At 61.0% G+C, this 18,453-nt stretch carries 15 protein-coding genes; 11 read left to right on the top strand and 4 right to left on the bottom strand.

Annotated features, from left to right (window positions below):
- Nucleotide 1 precedes the first annotated feature (1 nt).
- Both ACM64M_RS00395 and thrS read right to left on the bottom strand, forming a co-directional pair.
- Entirely contained in the window at nt 2-745 is a 744-nt protein-coding gene (locus ACM64M_RS00395; RefSeq protein WP_416226664.1) for a TSUP family transporter, read from the bottom strand.
- A gap of 13 nt (nt 746-758) precedes the next feature.
- Entirely contained in the window at nt 759-2,756 is a 1,998-nt protein-coding gene (thrS, locus tag ACM64M_RS00400; protein ID WP_416226665.1) for a threonine--tRNA ligase, read from the bottom strand.
- A gap of 247 nt (nt 2,757-3,003) precedes the next feature.
- Between thrS and ACM64M_RS00405 the strand changes: the two genes are divergently transcribed.
- The 4 genes from ACM64M_RS00405 (at nt 3,004) to ACM64M_RS00420 (ending at nt 4,439) form a co-directional block, all read left to right on the top strand.
- Nucleotides 3,004-3,180, top strand: a complete 177-nt coding sequence (locus tag ACM64M_RS00405; protein ID WP_416226666.1) for a hypothetical protein — start codon at nt 3,004-3,006, stop codon at nt 3,178-3,180.
- 131 nt (nt 3,181-3,311) lie between these two features.
- Nucleotides 3,312-3,806: a hypothetical protein gene (locus ACM64M_RS00410; RefSeq protein ID WP_416226667.1), complete on the top strand. Its 495-nt coding sequence runs from the start codon at nt 3,312-3,314 to the stop codon at nt 3,804-3,806.
- Between the two features lie 52 nt (nt 3,807-3,858).
- A complete protein-coding gene (locus ACM64M_RS00415; RefSeq protein ID WP_416226668.1) occupies nt 3,859-4,251 on the top strand; it encodes a hypothetical protein in 393 nt (130 codons plus the stop codon).
- Nucleotides 4,248-4,439, top strand: a complete 192-nt coding sequence (locus ACM64M_RS00420) for a helix-turn-helix transcriptional regulator (protein ID WP_354325935.1) — start codon at nt 4,248-4,250, stop codon at nt 4,437-4,439. Before ACM64M_RS00415 ends, ACM64M_RS00420 begins: the two co-directional genes overlap by 4 nt.
- A 4-nt stretch (nt 4,440-4,443) precedes the next feature.
- Here ACM64M_RS00420 and ACM64M_RS00425 read toward each other — a convergent pair whose 3' ends face one another.
- Nucleotides 4,444-6,108, bottom strand: coding sequence for an alkaline phosphatase D family protein (locus ACM64M_RS00425; protein WP_416226669.1), 1,665 nt, complete (start codon nt 6,106-6,108; stop codon nt 4,444-4,446).
- 68 nt (nt 6,109-6,176) lie between these two features.
- Here ACM64M_RS00425 and ACM64M_RS00430 point away from each other — a divergent pair, with 68 nt between their 5' ends.
- From ACM64M_RS00430 to ACM64M_RS00450, 5 genes are all read left to right on the top strand, one after another.
- Nucleotides 6,177-6,908: an alpha/beta fold hydrolase gene (locus ACM64M_RS00430; protein WP_416226670.1), complete on the top strand. Its 732-nt coding sequence runs from the start codon at nt 6,177-6,179 to the stop codon at nt 6,906-6,908.
- 30 nt (nt 6,909-6,938) lie between these two features.
- Nucleotides 6,939-7,799 carry a tetratricopeptide repeat protein gene (locus tag ACM64M_RS00435; RefSeq protein ID WP_416226671.1) on the top strand — a complete coding sequence of 287 codons (861 nt, stop codon included), beginning with the start codon at nt 6,939-6,941 and terminating at the stop codon, nt 7,797-7,799.
- Nucleotides 7,799-8,791, top strand: a complete 993-nt coding sequence (locus tag ACM64M_RS00440; RefSeq protein WP_416226672.1) for an LLM class flavin-dependent oxidoreductase — start codon at nt 7,799-7,801, stop codon at nt 8,789-8,791. The genes ACM64M_RS00435 and ACM64M_RS00440 overlap by 1 nt, the downstream gene beginning before the upstream one ends.
- A 144-nt stretch (nt 8,792-8,935) precedes the next feature.
- Nucleotides 8,936-13,666 (top strand): NAD-glutamate dehydrogenase, encoded by a 4,731-nt coding sequence (locus ACM64M_RS00445; protein WP_416226673.1) that lies wholly within the window; start codon nt 8,936-8,938, stop codon nt 13,664-13,666.
- 51 nt (nt 13,667-13,717) lie between these two features.
- Nucleotides 13,718-14,965 (top strand): NAD(P)/FAD-dependent oxidoreductase, encoded by a 1,248-nt coding sequence (locus ACM64M_RS00450; RefSeq protein WP_416226674.1) that lies wholly within the window; start codon nt 13,718-13,720, stop codon nt 14,963-14,965.
- On the opposite strand, the gene queG is transcribed toward ACM64M_RS00450, so the two are convergent.
- Nucleotides 14,949-16,010, bottom strand: coding sequence for a tRNA epoxyqueuosine(34) reductase QueG (gene queG / locus ACM64M_RS00455; RefSeq protein ID WP_416226675.1), 1,062 nt, complete (start codon nt 16,008-16,010; stop codon nt 14,949-14,951). The two genes, ACM64M_RS00450 and queG, sit on opposite strands and share 17 nt — an antisense overlap.
- A gap of 91 nt (nt 16,011-16,101) precedes the next feature.
- On the opposite strand from queG, the gene ACM64M_RS00460 reads away from it, so the two are divergent.
- Together ACM64M_RS00460 and ACM64M_RS00465 are read left to right on the top strand one after the other, a co-directional pair.
- Nucleotides 16,102-17,082: an ABC transporter ATP-binding protein gene (locus ACM64M_RS00460; protein WP_416227329.1), complete on the top strand. Its 981-nt coding sequence runs from the start codon at nt 16,102-16,104 to the stop codon at nt 17,080-17,082.
- On the top strand, nt 17,079-18,383 hold the full coding sequence (locus tag ACM64M_RS00465) for an ABC transporter permease (protein WP_416226676.1): 1,305 nt from the start codon (nt 17,079-17,081) through the stop codon (nt 18,381-18,383). Before ACM64M_RS00460 ends, ACM64M_RS00465 begins: the two co-directional genes overlap by 4 nt.
- Nucleotides 18,384-18,453 lie beyond the last annotated feature (70 nt).

An 18,453-nucleotide genomic window follows, 5' to 3' on the forward strand; every position in this document is an offset into this window, starting at 1 on the left:
GTTAAATCAGCCGCACGAAAGCGGCAATTGTGGCCGCCGCTAGCACCAACCCAACGGCTGTGCTCCATGCCATATCAGATATCCGGCCCGATACGCGGTCGCCAAGCGCGTTCCCCGCGAGCACAGCGGGAAACAGCAGGATAGCAAGCACCGCCAACCGCCAGTCGAGAATACCCATCATCGCGCCCGCAGCCAGCCCTGCAAACGGTGCGATCGTGAAAATCAGCATCATGCTCGACTTGGCGGTTTCGCGCGGCAGATTGCGCATCAGGTAAAAGGGTACAACTGGAGGGCCGGGCATACCGGCATACCCTGTCATTAGACCGCTAATCACGCCGACGCCGCCGGTGACCAGCGCTCCCGGTTTGCCGTGTGCCTTGCTCGGGAAGAGGATTACCAAAAAGGCGCAAAAAGCGATCAATGCGATAGTTAGCCTTGCCGCATCGGGAGAGGTCCAGAACAGCGCCATAAAACCCAGCGGCGCGGTCACCAGCACGATCAAGGAAATGATCCAGGCGGACTTTTCCGCACCGCGCACCAGCCGCCGAATTTCCGACATGCCAATGAAAATTGACAGGAAATTCGCCAGCAGCACAGCTTCGACCGGTGGCAGCGCCAGCGCGAGGACAGGCACCAGCAGGATCGCCATGCCGAACCCGGTAAGCCCACGTACGAACGCAGAGCCGAATGCGGCGATCAGCACAGCTGCAATCTGCCCCGGTGTGTAAGCCGCAAGGATTTCCATCTACGGCAGTGGGTCAATCGCGTTGATCGGGCGGCGTAGCCGCTTCAATCAGCATTGCAACCGCTTCATCCAGCGGCATAACGCGCTGCACCTGCTTGCCAAGAGTGCGCACCGCGACCGTGCCTTCTTCCGCCTCGCGTTTGCCGATCACCAGCAGGTGCGGAACCTTGGCAAGCGAGTGTTCGCGCACCTTGTAGTTGATCTTTTCATTGCGCAGATCGGCTTCGACCCGGATACCTGCCGCCTTGAGCTTTGTTGCGACCATATTGCCGTATTCGTCGGCATCCGAGATGATCGTCGCCACCACCGCCTGGACCGGGGCGAGCCATGTGGGCAGCCGGCCCGCATAATGTTCGATCAATATGCCGATAAAGCGTTCATAGCTGCCAAAGATCGCACGGTGGAGCATCACCGGGCGGTGCTTGTCACCATCCTCGCCGATGTAATGCGCATCTAACCGTTCGGGCAGCACGCGGTCGGACTGGATCGTGCCGACCTGCCAGGTGCGCCCGATTGCGTCGGTCAGGTGCCATTCCAGCTTGGGCGCATAGAACGCGCCTTCGCCGGGCAGTTCCTCCCATTCGAGGCCATTCGCGGTCAAAGCATCGCGCAATTCCTGTTCGGCCTTGTCCCAATCGGCGTCGCTGCCGAACCGCTGCTCCGGCCGCAGCGCCAGCTTGATGTCATAGGTGAAGCCGAAATCGCGATAGACCGAATCGGCCAGCGCGAGGAAGGCCTGCACTTCGCCCACCACTTGGCGTTCGGTGCAAAAAATATGCGCGTCATCCTGCGTAAACTGGCGCACCCGCATCAGCCCGTGCAGCGCGCCATGCGGTTCGTTGCGGTGGCAGCAACCCATTTCGCCCAGCCGGATCGGCAGATCGCGGTAGGAGGTGATGCCTTGTTTGAACACCAGCACATGCGCCGGACAGTTCATCGGTTTCAGCGCCATCCATTCCGCATCTGCGACAACGGCGGGGTGGGCCCCGCCGTCGCTTTCGTCGACTTCGGGGACCATGTCGGGCACTGCGAACATGTTCTGGGCATATTTGCCCCAATGGCCCGATTGCTCCCACTGGCGCACGTCCATCAATTGCGGGGTCTTGATCTCGCGGTAGCCTGCACCATCCATCTTGCGCCGCATATAGGCTTCGAGCTCGCGCCAGATGCGGTAACCCTTGGGGTGCCAGAACACGCTGCCATGCGCCTCTTCCTGCAAGTGGAACAGATCCATCTCACGCCCCAGCTTGCGGTGGTCGCGCTTGGCGGCTTCCTCCAGCCGCGTGAGGTGGGCGTTCAACTGCTTTTTGTTAAGCCAGCCCGTGCCGTAGATGCGCGTCAGCTGCGCATTGTTCTGATCGCCGCGCCAATATGCGCCTGCGACGCGCATCAGCTTGAAGGCATCGGGATCGAGTTTCCCGGTCGATGGCAGATGCGGGCCGCGGCACATGTCGAGCCAGTCGTCGCCGCTCCAATAGACTGTCAGTTCCTCGCCCTCAGGCAGTTCCTTGGCCCATTCGGCTTTGAAGCTTTCGCCTTCGGCCGCCCACTTGGCGATCAACGCCTCGCGGCTCCACGCTTCGCGGCGCAGCGGCTTGTCGGCGCGGATAATGGCGCGCATTTGCTCCTCGATGGCGGGGAGGTCATCCATGCTGAACGGTTCGCGGCCCTCGGGCGCCTTAACGTCGTAATAGAACCCGTCGTCGGTGGCCGGACCAAAGGTGATCTGTGTGCCCGGCCACAAAGCCTGCACCGCTTCGGCGAGCACGTGGGCATAGTCATGGCGGGCGAGTTCGAGCGCATCGGCCTCATCGCGGGCGGTGACGAGCGCAAGTTCGGCATCGCCTTCGAAGGGGCGGTTCAGGTCGCGCAGTTCGCCGTCCACGCGCGCGGCGAGTGCCGCCTTGGCGAGGCCGGGTCCGATCGCGGCGGCGACATCGGCCGGAGTGCTACCTCGCTCCATTTCGCGCACGGAGCCATCGGGCAGGCTGATTTTCACAAGTTCGGTCATTTTTCAGGCGTTCGCTACTTTTGGACAGGAATTGTCACGCGCACTGCCACATGCGCGCGCGCACAGGAAGGCCGGGATTGCGGGTTTTTGATTTCGCTTTCGACCGCAATCTGGGTCCGACCCCCTCGAGGTGCAATAGACTATGAGCATCTAACGGAAAGCTAACTATTCTTTTTGGAAAGTATGCTTGACATTCGCCTGAGATAGTGACAAGTGTCTTCTCCATAGTAGAAAGGGAGCCTGTCTAATGAACAACATATTGAAGGCACTTGCATGGGCCGGTGTCATCCTCGCCTCAGCCTTTGTTATGCAGGCACAGGGCATGAGTGATAGCGCGAGCCTTGGTGTCGTTGCCGGACTTTCGGGCGCAGCCATGGGATCGCTGAACAGCGATTTTTCGTGCGGGCGCAGGTGTTTGCTGTGAACGCGCAAGAACACAGTAGATCGGGCTTTCTAGGGCGTGGGCCAGGATTCTGGTTGGGGTTGGTCCTTGCCTCGACAGCGGCCGTCGCCGGATTGAAGATCACTGGTGCAATCGAGAGCACGGGCATATTGATGCTTCTGCTCATCGTGCCTGCTCTGCAGATCGGGGCGCTGTATAAATCAGCGCAAAATCAAGCGAGCGGTGACGGATCATGCGCGCCCAAGAACACGGCCCAGAAGCGCTATCTCAAACGCGTGGCAATCTCGACATCGCTCTATCTGGCAACCTTTGCGCTGATGGAGCTTCTTGATGCAGGTTCCGCGGTGCCCGAAGCGGTGCGCTACATCGTTGCAATACTGCCTGGACTGGCCGTGATCGGCGTTTTCTGGGCAATCGGACGCCTGATTATCGAGGAGCAGGACGAATTCCTGCGCATGCTGACAATCCGGCAAACGCTGATTGCCACCGCAATCTCTCTAAGTGCCGCATCAATCTGGGGCTTTCTCGAAGCGGCAGATCTGGTGATGCATATCGATGCTTATTGGTACGCGGTCATCTGGTTTTTCGGAGTTGGGGTCGGCGCGATCGCCAACCGCATCGAATATGGCACTTGGGGTGCAGCATGAGGTGCAACGCACCATTTCCCGGAATTACGAACACAGGTTTAGCATTATGAAAATGGCCATCAAATATCTCGACTGGTTCCTGATTCTGCCATTCATCTCAGCGCTGGTTATGGTCGCAGAGATAGATGCGCCGCGCGCAGTTCTGATCGAAATAGGACCTTGGGCGAAAGGCGCAGTGTTGGCCGCAATGGCGCTGGCGGCGAGCGTTATTGTCGCCGCAGCCTCCGCCATCGACCGGCGTTGCACTGAAGAATACGCCTTTCAAATCATGGCCAATGCCGCGCTTGTCGCCTTGGCGGCGACCATGTTGGTTCATCTGGGCTGGATCATTGCCAAAAAGGCCCTTGGCCTGCCCGAACTCGACAGCGATAATATCATCGGGATCATGGTGATCGGCTGGGTGACCAGCTATTACTGGTTTCGGCTGCGGGGCATTACGCAATGAACAACCGCCTCAAGGTGCTGCGCGCCGAACGGGATTGGTCGCAGCAGGACCTTGCCGAACGCCTCGGCGTCAGCCGGCAGAGCGTCAATGCGATCGAAAAGGGACGCTATGACCCTTCGCTACCGCTGGCTTTCAAGATCGCCGACGTTTTCGGCCTAACGATTGAGGCGATTTTCAGCCGCGACTGATGTTTCAGACCGAGAGCGTCTTCGACCCGGCCTCGCTAGAGACCCGCTTGGTCCCCGCGAGCTGAGTGGAACGCTGGCGGATGCCGGCAACAAAGCGGAACTCTGTCACCGCTCGCTCCGGTGTCAATTCGACCGTCATGTAACCGCGCTGCGCTGTGTCTGCCCATTTGAGTTCATCATTCGCGCCAACCAACAAGGCCGCCATCTGATCGGGCGGAACCATTGCAAGGTAGCTTTCGAAGCCCGGCGAACTGACCGAAGAGACGCCAAATTCTACGCCAACCTGCGCACCATCATGGGTAAGGTCAAAGGCCCACCCATTATGCGTGTCACCCGCGAGCACCAGCAGATTGGCGTCCGCTTCGAGCGCGCCTTTGAACACCCGGTTACGCGCCGCAGGATAACCATCCCACGCATCCATGTTAAGCGGCAGGCCCGCCTCGCTCGCCAATGCGGCGGCCATCAATCGGGCGCGCGCAAATTCGGGGACCGAATCGCCCAAAGTTTGCAGCAGGCCCCGGGGAGAGGAAACCTTCCCGATCAGCACTTGCTGCGCCAGCACCTGCCAGGTGGCACCGCGCGCGCGCGATTCTGCCAGCCCGCTGGTCAACCATTGTTCCTGCGCCGCGCCCAGCAATTGGCGCTGCAGGTCTGCGTAATCCCCGTCGCGGAATGCGGACAACGCTGCGACCATGGCCTGCGGATTGTCCTTGCCTTCGAGAACCTTGGTCAGGCTGAATTGTTCGTCGCGCCCCTCCAACCTGGTATCGAGCCGGAAGATGGTCGCCAGGTCGCCAATATCATAGGCAGCATAGGGCTCATCCGAAACCGGCATCCATTCGCGGTAAACCCGCTTGGCGATAGATTTGCGCACCGACCATTCGCCTTCGGTGTCGCTCTGGTGGTTTTGCGCGCCGTCTTTCCAGCTGTCATTGGTGCTTTCGTGATCGTCCCAGACCGCGACCATCGGCAGCACCTGATGGATGCGCTGCAAATCGGGATCGGCGCGGTATGTCGCATAACGCAAACGGTAATCGGTGAGCGCCACGATCTCGGTTTCCGGTGCCACCATCCGATCCGGGTGGCGTTGCTCTGCCGACGGATAAGTGCCGCCGCCATATTCGTAGATGTAATCGCCCAGATGCACCGCAAGGTCGCAATCATTGGCCAGCGCCGCGTGGGCATAGGCGTTGAAATAGCCAAACCCGAAATTGGCACAGGAAAACACCGCGAGACGGAATTTATGCGTCGGCCCCGCTGGCAGCGTGCGCGTGCGGCCCACTGGCGATGCAGTGCCATCGGGCGCCATGAAGCGGTAGAAATACCAGCGATTGGCTGCGAGCCCGCCAGCAGTAACCTTGGCACAGAAATCGCGGTCCGGTGAAGCCTTGACCTGCCCGGCTGCCACACTGCCGGAAAACTCCGCGCTCTCGCTGACCTGCCATTCAAGCGTGGTTTCTGCATCGGCGACATAGCGGGTCCAAAGCAACACGCTGCTGCTCTGCGGCTCTCCGCTGGCGACGCTATGCGTAAAGCCCTTGCCAAATGTCCGCGCGCTCGCCGGTGTTGCGGCCATCGCAGCCCCTGCTCCGGCAAGCGCGAAGATTCCGCGGCGGGTGATAGCGGTGGGCGAAGGAGCGGGCTGAGCCGCAGTCTCTGGCTTGATCATGGCGATCCGATAGATCGCATGCGTTGCACAGCCGTGACAAGTGGGATCGGTGCAGGCAAAAGGCGCGAATGCACGAAATTGCTTTTCATGACATGCCCGATGGCCGCCGGATCGCCTATCGTCATCGTCAGGGAGATGGCCCGACGCTGGTGTTCCTGCCTGGCTATATGTCCGATATGGCGGGCGGCAAGGCGACCGCGTTGTTCGAAGAGGCAGAGGCGAAGGACCGCGCTTGCCTGCTGCTTGATTATTCGGGTTGCGGAGACAGTTCGGGCGCATTTTCCGAGGGGTCGCTGTCGCGTTGGCGCGAGGAAGTGCTGACGCTGGTCGGCGCACTGGTTAAAGGGCCAGTGCTGCTGACCGGCTCTTCGATGGGAGGTTGGCTGATGCTGCTGGTGGCAGAGGCCCTGGGCGGACGGCTGGAAGGAATGATCGGGATCGCGCCTGCACCGGACTTTACCCGTTGGGGCTATTCAGAGGAACAGCGCACGCAACTTTCCAAAGGCAATACGATCTACGAAGATAACCCCTATGGCGCAGAACCGACGCCGACCCACGCGCATTTCTTTGCCGATGCCGAGCGTCAGATGCGGCTTGGTAGCGCGATTGCGATTGATTGCCCGGTGCGCCTGCTCCACGGTCAACGCGATGCCGATGTGCCTTGGGAGATCAGCCTAAGGCTGGCACAGGCGCTGCGTTCGGACGATATACAGGTTTGCCTCGTCAAGGACGGCGATCACCGTCTCTCACGTGCCGGCGACATTGCTCTGCTAACGGCGCAGGTCGCCAGTTTCTACTGACGGACCCACTCATACTTACGGAATTGCCACGTGCCCCTGATTCAATCCCTGCTCCTTGCCGCGCTCCAGATCGGACCCAACCCGTTGGCGACCCCGCTGCCTGACGGGCATGACGAACTGCGCGAGCGCCCGCCGCGTGAAACAGGCGGGATCGAAGGTTCGGCTGAAAGCGAATGGCTGGCCCAATGCCTTGCGCTGGTGGCCGAGGACGCGGCGCGGGCGCATACGCTGGCACAGCTGCGGCGCAATGAGAGCGCGGGGGCAGAACGGGTGCTGGCCAACCATTGCCTTGGCCTGGCAGCGACCGAACTGACGCTTTGGGACGATGCGATTGCAGCTTTTAGCGCGGCGCGTGATGATACCCCGGCAGACGAGCTTCGCGTGCGCGCCCGGTTCGGCGCGATGGCGGGCAATGCCGCGCTGGCCAGCGGCGATCCCGTCCGGGCCGAGGTGATCCTGCGAGTGGCTCAGGACGATGCTGTCAACGCTGCCTCTGCGCCGATGCAGGCGATTGCCGCGAGCGATCTGGCGCGCGCACTGGTGGCCCAAGACCGCGCTGACGAAGCGCTGGCGCAGCTCGAAACCGCAACCAGTTTGCAACCGCAAGTCGCGGAAGGCTGGCTGCTGAAAGCGACCCTGCTGCGGCGGCTCGAACGGCTAGGTGAAGCGCAGACCGCGATTGAGCGCGCCAGCCAGCTTACCCCGATGGAACCTCAAGTAGGGCTGGAAGCCGGGGTCATCGCGGTGCTTTCCGGCCGCCAAGATGCGGCGCGGGCCAGCTGGCAATCGGTGATCGACCTGCAACCGGATGGCGCAGCGGCTGAGATTGCCCGCGATTACCTCGGTCAACTGGGGCCCGACGCCGCGACGACGCCCGAAGAGGCATCATAATGGTCCAATTCTCTGTCCTTGAACTGGTCCCTGTCCGCGAAGGCGGCACTGTGTCCGAAGCCTTGGCGGCCAGCGTAAATCTGGCGCGCAAGGCCGAGGAATTGGGCTGCAGGCGCTTTTGGGTGGCCGAACACCACGCAATGGAGGGGATTGCAGGAGGAGCGACGTCGGTTGTGCTCGCGCATATCGGCAACGCGACCAGCCGCATCCGCATCGGTTCGGGCGGGATCATGCTGCCCAATCACACGCCGTTCCAGATTGCCGAACAATTCGGCACTCTGGATGCGCTGTTTCCGGGCAGAATCGACCTTGGGCTGGGCCGTGCGCCCGGTGCCGGGCCGCAATTGCAGCGCGCGCTGCGCAAGGATTTGCATCAGGCGTCGGAATATTTCCCGCAGGACGTGCTCGAATTGCGCGCGCTGCTGACCGGTGATGTTGAACTGCCAATCACCGCAACCCCGGGGCTGGGTTCGAATGTCGAAATGTGGATGCTGGGGTCGAGCCTGTTCGGAGCAAGCCTCGCGGCCAAGCTAGGGATGCCTTATGCCTTCGCCGCGCATTTCGCGCCCGATCATCTGGATGCCGCACTGGAATTGTATCGCCGCGATTTTCAGCCATCGGCGGCACTGGAACGCCCGCATGTGATGGTCGCCATGAATGTTTTTGCCGCCAAAACCGACCAAGCCGCGCAGCTGCTTGCCTCCAGCCAGCAGCAAAGTTTCGTCGCGTTGCGGAGCGGGAATCCGGGCAAATTGCCGCCGCCAGTCGCAGGTTACACCGCTGATTTGCCTGCTCCAACGCGCGCCATGCTTGACCATCTGAGTCAGGCGGCAGCGGTCGGCAATCCGCAGAAGGTGCGCGCCGATATCGAGGCCTTCATCCGCCGCACCCGTGCCGATGAAATCATCTTGTGCGGTTCAACCTATGATAGCCAAGCCCGCGAAAGCTCGCTCGAATTGACGATAGACGCATGCCGCGCGGTCGCTGTTTAAGACTGGCGACGCTGTGACAAGCTGCAATCCCGCTTGCACCGCCCCCCTCAATGCGGGTATTGCCTAGGGCACGATAAATATAATTCGGCATAATTTTATTACACAAGTTTACGCCGGATGCAGCATGCCAGGAGCATACGGGCGATGAGCACAAAAACCAGCCGCGCAGCAGGGGAAAAACCGCCCAAAGGCAAAGGCAACACGGCCACCCCAACATTGCTGAAGGCGCTCAAACAGCACTTGAAGGCCGCGATCCTGCCGGGCGACGCGCCGCTCGATGGCGATGGTCTGGCAGAGGCTGCCGAATTCCTGCTCAAGACGGCGTTGCAGCGACCCGCTTCGCGCTCTGCACTCAATCTCGAATCAGACACTGGCGGACGGCGTTTGCGGATCGCGATCGTCAATGATGACATGCCCTTTCTGGTCGATTCCATCGCTGCCACAATCACGGCAGTCGGGCTCAGCATCGACCAGTTGATCCACCCTGTCGTGGCCATAGAGCGGAGTTCATCAGGTGCGCTTCAGAGCCTTTCCAAAAAGGGCGGATCGGGCGCTGACGAATCGATGATCTATATCGAAACACCGCGCATCGATGCGCGCCAGCGGCGCGATCTGATCGCGCAATTGCGAGTCACTTTGGGCGATGTCCGCGCCGCAGTCAGCGATTGGCCGCGCATGCGTCAGATAATGGCGGATGATGCGCTGACTATTGACGGCAGCGAAAGCGCCGCATTGCTGCAATGGCTGAACGGCGGCATGTTGACCCAATTGGGCCATCTCACCCGCTCGCGGAGCGGCGAGGAAGCAGATGCCCTGGGAATTTGCCGCAAAAGCGCACAGCAAATTCTCGCGGACAGCTCGTACGAACGCGCCTTTGCCTGGTTCGATGAGGCCGGCCCTGACGGCAAGGCCCGCGATCTGTTGGTCATCAAGGCCAATCATCTTTCAACAGTCCACCGCCGTGTGCCGCTCGACCTGTTTATCGTTCCCAAGCGCGGGAATGGTGCGGACGGCGCAAAGGTAACCGCGCTTTCGATCCACGCCGGGGTCTGGACCAGTGCCGCGCTGGCCACCCCTCCGGGCGAAGTGCCGGTGCTACGCAAGGCGCTCAGTGATATTACCGGCACGCTCGGATTTGATCCGGCGGGACACGCGGGCAAGGCGCTGGTCCATGCCTTTACCTCGTTGCCGCATGATCTTCTGACGGCATTTTCCACCACCGATATCGAACGGCTGGCGACGGCAATGATGAGCCTGGTCGACCGCCCGCGTCCGCGGCTGGTGCTGGTGCAATCAGCGCTGCAACGGCACATATTCGCCTTCGTGTGGATGCCGCGCGATTACCTTTCGACCGACGTCCGGTTGCAGATTCAGGATCTTTTGACGCAGACCACCGGGGTCGGTCTGCTGAGTTGGAGTCTCGAGGTTGAAGGCAGCACGCTGGCGATGCTGCAGTTCCTGCTCGATTCGCGGTCGACCGGTGAAATGCCCGGCGCCGGCCGCATCGAAGGTGAAATGATCGACCTGCTCAAAGGCTGGAACGAGGCGGTCGAGGCGCATCTGGCCGAGGCCGACGAAAGTTCGCGCGTTCCGGCAATTGCCATGCGCTATGCCGGGGCGTTCCCGCCGGGTTACCGCGCGCGCTATGGCGCCGCAGAGGCGGCGCTCGACATTATGGAAATGCGCGCACTTGCGTTGGGCAGCGATCCTGCGGCGCGGGCCTGCCGCCTGTACCGTCTGCCGCATGACCCAATCGGTGATCTGCGGCTTAAGATTTACCACACGACCGGCGAGATGCCACTGTCCGATGCCGTTCCAGCGCTGGAGAATTTTGGTTTCCGCGTGCTTGCCGAAATGCCCACGCGGCTGGATGATGGTGCGCTTGGGACAATCCACGAGTTCACGCTCGAACTGTCCGATGGATCGGAAGTGGAGCAATTGCTGTCCCGCGCTGAGGCGATAGAAACGGCGATATCCGAGGTGCTCAACGGCCAATCAGAGGACGATCCATTCAACCGGCTCGTGGTCGGCGCGGGGCTGGGATCAAGGCAAGCAATGTGGTTGCGCGCGGTCTATCGTTATCTGCGGCAGACCGGAATGGGCTTTACCATCTACACCGTTGTCGATGCCTTGCGCCGTGCCCCCGGCGTAACGCAGGCGATCATTGATCTGTTTGCCGCGCGCCACGATCCGGCATTCGGTGGAGAGCGCGAGGCCGCGATTGCCGCTGCAAACGGCGCGTATCAACGCGGTCTGGCAAAAGTCACTGCAATCAATGACGACCGACTGCTGCGGCTGTATCGCGCCGTCATCGATGCAGTGCTGCGCACCAACGCCTTTGCCCCGGCCGCAGAAGAAGCGGCGGCATTCAAGATTGACTCAGCGCTGGTTCCGAACCTTCCCAAGCCGGTGCCGTGGCGGGAAATCTTCGTCTATTCGCGCCGAGTCGAAGGCATCCATTTGCGCTCTGGTGCGGTCGCGCGCGGGGGGCTGCGCTGGTCGGACCGGCGCGATGATTTCCGCACCGAAATCCTTGGCTTGATGAAGGCACAAAAGGTCAAGAACGCGGTGATCGTGCCAAGCGGAGCGAAAGGCGGCTTTTATCCCAAACAGCTGCCCTCGCCCGCGATTGACCGCGACGCCTGGGCCGCCGAAGGGCAGGCGAGCTACGAAATCTTCGTCCGTTCTCTGTTGTCCGTCACAGACAATATCGTCGACGGCAAAGTCGTGCATCCCGAAGGAATCGTCATCCACGACGGCGAAGACCCCTATTTCGTGGTCGCCGCCGACAAAGGCACTGCGCGCTTTTCAGACGTCGCCAATGGTATAGCCGAGGGTCAGGGTTTTTGGCTCGACGATGCTTTCGCCAGCGGCGGATCGAACGGCTATGACCACAAGGCAATGGGCATCACCGCACGCGGCGCATGGGTCAGCGTGCAGCGCCATTTCCTCGAAATGGGCGTGGATGTTCAGAGCGACAGCATCAAGGTTGTGGGCTGCGGCGATATGTCAGGCGATGTGTTCGGTAATGGCATGTTGCTGTCCAAGGCGATCAAATTGATTGCCGCCTATGATCATCGCCATATTTTCATCGATCCTGATCCCGATCCGGCAATGAGTTGGGAAGAACGTCGGCGGATGTTTGAGCTGCCGCGTTCTAGCTGGGACGATTACGACCCCGCGTTGATTTCCAAAGGCGGCGGCGTCTATTCGCGCGATTTGAAACGCATCAAGCTTTCAAAAAAGGCGCGTGAAGCCCTCGGGATCGAGGACAAGGAGATCGAGCCTGACGCGCTCATCAGCGCCATATTGAAAGCTCAGGTCGATCTGTTGTGGTTCGGCGGGATTGGCACCTACGTCAAAGCCGCCCAGGAAAACCATCTCGACGTCGGTGACCCGGCCAATGATCTGCTCCGCATCGACGCGCATGAAGTCGGGGCAAAGGTTATCGGCGAGGGTGCCAATCTGGGCATCACGCAGGCCGCACGCATTGCCTATGCATTGAAAGGCGGGCGGATCAACACCGATTTTATCGACAATTCCGCCGGGGTCGATTGTTCGGACAATGAGGTCAACATCAAGATCGCTCTGGCCGCAGCGGCTCGCGAAGGAGTGCTGACCAAAGCCAAGCGCAACACGCTGCTGGCTGCGATGACGAATGAAGTCGCTGAAATCGTGCTTGAGGACAACAGGTTGCAAGCGCTCGCGCTATCGATCGCCGAGACCGGCGGGCCAGATGCGGCAGCGTCCTATATTCGCCTGATCGAACAGCTGGAGGAAGCAGGTGCGCTCGACCGCAAGACCGAGGGACTGGCCGATGCGGAAACCTATGCGCGGCGCGCGGCCGAGGGACGCGGGCTGACCCGTCCGGAACTCGCGGTGTTGCTTTCGTCTGCCAAGCTGGCACTGCAAGACGCGATTGAAGCCAGCGATCTGCCCGATGAACCGGTGCTGGCAAGCAATTTGATCGCCATGTTCCCCGGTCCGATGCAGGACAAATTTGCCACGCAGATCCGCGCACACCGTTTGCGCCGCGAATTGGTGGCGACCGATCTTTCAAACCGCATCGTCAACCGGCTGGGCCTGATCCACGCCTTTGAATTGCCCGAAGAAGAAGGCGTCGGACTGGCTGATGTCGCCGCCGCATTTGTGGTGGTGGAACGATTGTTCGGCCTAAAGGCGCTGTGGGCAGATATTGATGCAAGATCGATGAACGAAACCGCCCGATTGGCATTGCTCGACCGGCTCGCCGCAGCGGTCGGCAATTTGATGTCCGATGTGCTGCGAACCGCTGCGGGCCGGGTCGAGCCGGGCGCGATGATCGCAGCGCTGCAAGGCGGCGTGTCGACCCTGACCAAGGCGCGCGGAGAGCTGATCTCTGGCGACACGGTGGAGCGTTCCGGAACGCTGCGTGCGCAGTTTATAGAGCAGGGATCGCCGCAGGACCTCGCTTACCGGGTTGCGGACCTGTTCGATTACGACGGATCGATCGGACTGGCGCAGCTGGCGCTCAACAGCGCGACAGACCCTGCCGAATTGACCCGTGCTTTTACCGATATTGGTGAACGGATCGGGCTGGACTGGGCACAGGGCACCGCTGCGCATATGTCGCCATCGGATATTTGGGAGCGCTTGTTGGTGGACGGTCTGGCGCGCGATTTTCAGCAGATGCGGCTCGATTTCCTGCGCCGGTTGATGCGCCGCAAGAACGGCAAAGCCGATCCACAAGGCGCGATTGCCGATTGGGCGGCGCGCAACGAGGGGGCGGTCGCGCAGTTTCGCGCTATGATCGCACGCGCACGATCACGACCCCCGTTTGCCCCCGCAGTTCTGGCACAAATTGCCAGTCAAGCGCGCAATCTGCTAGACCGGTAGCCCCGCATCCCCGCTTGACGCGGGCACAAATTTTCGGAAACGCCTTGATGCATGGACAATCAAGGCATTTCGTCAGCGGCAGATATCGTCATTGTAGGCACCGGGCACGGCGGCGCGCAGGCAGCAATTACCCTGCGCCAACAGGGCCATGATGGCACGATCACGATGATCGGGCGCGACAATGTGCCGCCCTATGAACGTCCGCCATTGTCCAAGGAATATCTCGCCGGAGACAAGAGTTTTGAGCGAATCATGATCCGCCCGGAAAAATTCTGGGCGGACAAGGGCATCGAATTGCGGCTTGGCAGCGGCGTCAGCGCGATAGATCCGGCGGCGCATGTCGTTACGCTCTCGGATGGAAGCACCGTCGGTTACCGCAAGCTGATCTGGGCGGGCGGAGCGGACCCGCGCAGGCTTGGCGTGCCCGGCGCAAACCTCAAAGGCGTTTTCTATGTCCGCGACAAAGGCGACGCGGATGCGATGATGGCCGCGCTGGAATCGGGCGCTCGACGTGCGGTGGTAATCGGCGGCGGCTATATCGGGCTTGAGGCCGCGGCGGTCCTGCGTAAGCTTGGCTGCGAGGTGACCGTTCTGGAAATGCTGGACAGGGTGCTGGCGCGGGTCGCGGGGCCGCAATTGTCGCGCTTTTACGAAGAGGAACATCGCCGTCAGGGTGTCGACATTCAGGTTTCGCGCGGGATTTCAGAAATTCTCGGGGAAGACGGCGCGGTGACCGGAGTCAAACTGGGCAATGGCGCAAGTGCAGAATGCGACATGGTGATCGTCGGCATCGGGATCGTGCCTGCGGTCGCGCCGCTGATCGCCGCAGGCGCGGCTGGATCGAATGGAATCGATGTCGATGAGTTCTGCCGCACCGCGCTGGATGACATCTATGCTATCGGTGACTGCGCGGCGCATGCCAATCCGTTCGCTGACAATGCTGTAATCCGGCTTGAATCGGTGCAGAATGCGCATGACATGGCGAACACCGCCGCTCGGGCAATCATGGGCGATAAACAGCCCTATCATGCACTGCCGTGGTTCTGGTCAAACCAGTATGATTTGAAACTGCAGACCGCCGGGCTCAATCTTGGTTACGACAGCACGGTGCTGCGCGGAGACCCGGCGACCCGCAAATTCACAGTGATTTACCTCAAGAATGGTCGCCCGATTGCATTCGACTGCGTCAATGCGATGAAGGATTACGTTCAGGGCCGCAAACTGCTCGAAAGCGGCGTGGGAGAGATCGAACCGGCGCTGCTTGCAGATACCGACATACCGCTCAAGGACATGGCATAAGCCGTGCCAATGCCCACCGCGCTGCGTCGCTGACAGCGGGATCGGGATCGCTGATCAGCAAACGCACAGCGTCAATCAACGCGGCATTCCCGCTGTTTCCCGCTGCATAAAGGCAGTTGCGGACAAACCGGTCGCGGCCAATGCGCTTAATTGGCGAGCCGGAAAACAGCGCCCGAAAACCGACATCGTCTAACGTCAGGAAATCGCCAATGCGCGGCGCAGTTAGCTCCGCGCGCGGCAAAAACTCGCGCGCCGCATGCGCCTTGCTGGCAAATTTGTTCCACGGGCACACCGCGAGGCAATCGTCGCAGCCATAAATGCGGTTGCCGATCCCTTCGCGCAAGTCGAGCGCAACCGGACCCTTGTGCTCGATCGTGAGATAGGAAATGCAACGCCGCGCATCGAGGCGATAGGGCGCAGGAAAAGCATTGGTCGGACAAATATCGAGGCACGCGCGGCACGATCCGCATTGATCGCGGTGCGGAGCGGCCGGCACAAGTTCCAGATCGGTATAAATCGCCCCCAGAAACAACCAGCTGCCGTGATCTGGGCTGACCAGATTGGTGTGTTTGCCCTGCCAGCCGATGCCCGCGGCCTCACCCAGCGGCTTTTCCATCACCGGCGCCGTATCGACAAACACCTTGACCTGCGCGCCGGGAGTTTCCGCGACCAGCCACCGGGCCAGCGCCTTCAGCCGTTTTTTCACCACATCATGATAATCGCGGCCCTGCGCATAGACCGAAATCCGCGCCCGGTCCTTTGCATCCTCCAGTGCCATCGGATCGATTGCGGGCGCATAGGACAGGCCCAACGCGATTACGCTGCGCGCCTCTGGCCACAGGCCTTGCGGTGAACGGCGGTGCTGGAGCCGGGTCTCCATCCACTCCATCGACCCATGATGCCCTTCGCCCAGCCATTGTTCCAGCCGTGCGGCGCGAAGCGGATCTTCATCCGCGCTGGCAAAGCCGCATGCCGCAAAGCCGAGCGCTCGGGCCTCCCGTTCTATCAGGGCGGCAAAGTCATTGGTAACTGCGCCATTAACCACGCTTGGGGACACTCCCGTTTAGTCTCATGCGTTAACCCTCGCATGCATGGATATGGCGTCAAGCAATCGATCTTTCATGAACAATTCCGCAATGGCAGGTGAAGAGGTCGGTTTGACCCTCGCCGCGCCTGACCCGCGCCCCTTGGCCATAGAGGCACGCGGGCTGGTCAAAAGCTTTGATGGGACGCGCGCTGTCGACGGCGTGGACATTAGCGTGCCGGTGGGTGCCATATATGGTGTGCTAGGCCCCAATGGCGCGGGCAAGACAACCACTTTGCGGATGCTGCTGGGGATTATTGACCCAGATGAGGGCGTTCGGAGGGTTTTCGGACACGATCGTCCGCATGATATTGGGCGGCTGATCGGCTATCTTCCCGAAGAACGCGGGCTGTATCCCGCCATGAAAAGCATCGAAGCCATCGCCTTCATGGGCGCGCTGCGCGGATTGCCGCTGGCGGAAGGGCGCAGGCGCGGGCTTGAACTGCTGGAGCGTCACGATCTCGGCTATGCCGCAGAACGCACCATTCGCCAGCTTTCGAAAGGCATGGCGCAGACGGTCCAATTGCTTGGCACGCTCGTGCACCGCCCGCGGCTGGTGGTGCTGGATGAGCCGTTTTCCGGGCTTGATGCGATCAATCAGGGCAAGCTGGAAAGGATGATCCGCAGCCTCGCCGATGACGGGGTGACCGTGATCTTCTCCACCCATGTCATCCACCATGCCGAGCGCCTGTGCGAAGGCGTAGCAATCATTGCCGGGGGCAAGGTGCCCTATGCTGGCAGCGTCGAGGCCGCGCGCGACCGGATTCCGGCGCAGGTGCGGCTCGAAACCCGGATGCGCGAAGGCGTTTGGACACAGGCCCTGCCTGGCGACACAAGGCGCGAGGGCGATTTCTTTTACTTCTCGCTGCCCGAAACCGGCATCGAACCGCTGCTACGCCAATTGATCGAGGGCGAGGCGGGCATTCTATCGCTTTCGATTGAGCGGGCCGGACTGCACGATGCCTTTGTCTCAATTGCCGGGGAGGCGGCCGCCCGCCAGCTCGAAGCCGATGCCGCAGGAGGCCAACCATGAGCGCCCACAATCAGGCTGCAATCGATGCCAAGCCCAGCCTGACCCGGCTTGAAGCGGCTTGGGTGATAGCACGGCGCGATTTCGTCGCCGTGTTGTTCAGCCGCGCGTTTCTGTTCTTCCTTATCGGACCGCTGTTCCCGGTGCTAGTAGGCGGATTGGCTGGCAGCATCGGCGGTCAAGTATCGCGTGAGGCGGTCACAATGGAAGTCGGCCTCGCGATGAACGCGCAGGACAATGCCGCCATGATCGCCGCAAGCGAACGGCTCGCCCCGCATTTGCGCGGAGCGGTCCCTTCTCTGCGCCCCGTGCCCGAGGCCGCTGGCAATTCCAACTTCGATGCGGGCGCTTTTATGGAGGCGCGCCGCGGCAATTATGCCGCTATCGTCACCGGAACACCTGCCGCTCCGCAAATCGTCGGAACCGAGGGGCAATTGCGCCGCTGGCAGGGAGCGATAGAGATCATCGCAGCAGATGCGATGGCCGCCGCGCCGCTCACGGTACCTATGGCAGAGCGTCAGACTGTCGCTTCCAGCGCAGCATCCGAAAGGTCCAACCGCATCCGCACCGCGCAGGCGGCACAAATGGTGATGTTCCTTTTGACCATGCTGCTAGCCGGGATGGTGCTGTCCAATCTGGCTGAGGAAAAAGGCAACAAGATTATCGAAATCCTCGCCGCAGCAATCCCGATGGATGCGGTGTTCATGGGCAAACTGTTTGCCATGCTCGCCGTGTCATTCGTCGGGATCGCGGTATGGGGCACGCTTGGCTGGGGCTTCTGGGCCATTGCCGAGGACGCCATCGTCACCGTCACTCAAACCGATTATCGCAATCTGCCCGGCCCAGCAGTGGGATGGCCGGTGTTCCTGACGCTTTCCATCCTGTATTTTTCGATGGCCTATCTGCTGCTCGGTGCGCTGTTTCTGACCATTGGGGCGATGGCCAACACCGTACGTGAGGTTCAGACCATGTCGATGCCCGTCACGATGATGCAGCTTATGGTGTTCTTTCTGGCGGCCTACACGATCACGCAACCCGGTTCAGGCCTTGAGATGTTCGCGATCGGCTTTCCGCTGTCCTCGCCCTTTGCGATGCTGGCTCGCGCCGCGCTCGACGCGACGATCTGGACCCATGCCGCGGCTTTGGTGTGGCAAGCAGTCTGGGTTGCCTTGTTGGTCAAGGGCGGATCATTGCTGTTCCGCAAGCGAGTGATGAAATCGGGCGGGGCCGGGCGCGAAAGGAAAAGTCGCTTCTGGAATCGCGCGGCCAACCCCTCAACCGCAGGACCTATGACTGCCAAATAGGTGGCCAATCGAAACTCGTATTGACATCACTGTCAGTTAGGGCAGGATGCAGTCCGAGGGAGGGTCATAA

It is taken from the genome of Qipengyuania sp. ASV99 (assembly GCF_047872805.1).
Lineage (GTDB): Bacteria > Pseudomonadota > Alphaproteobacteria > Sphingomonadales > Sphingomonadaceae > Erythrobacter.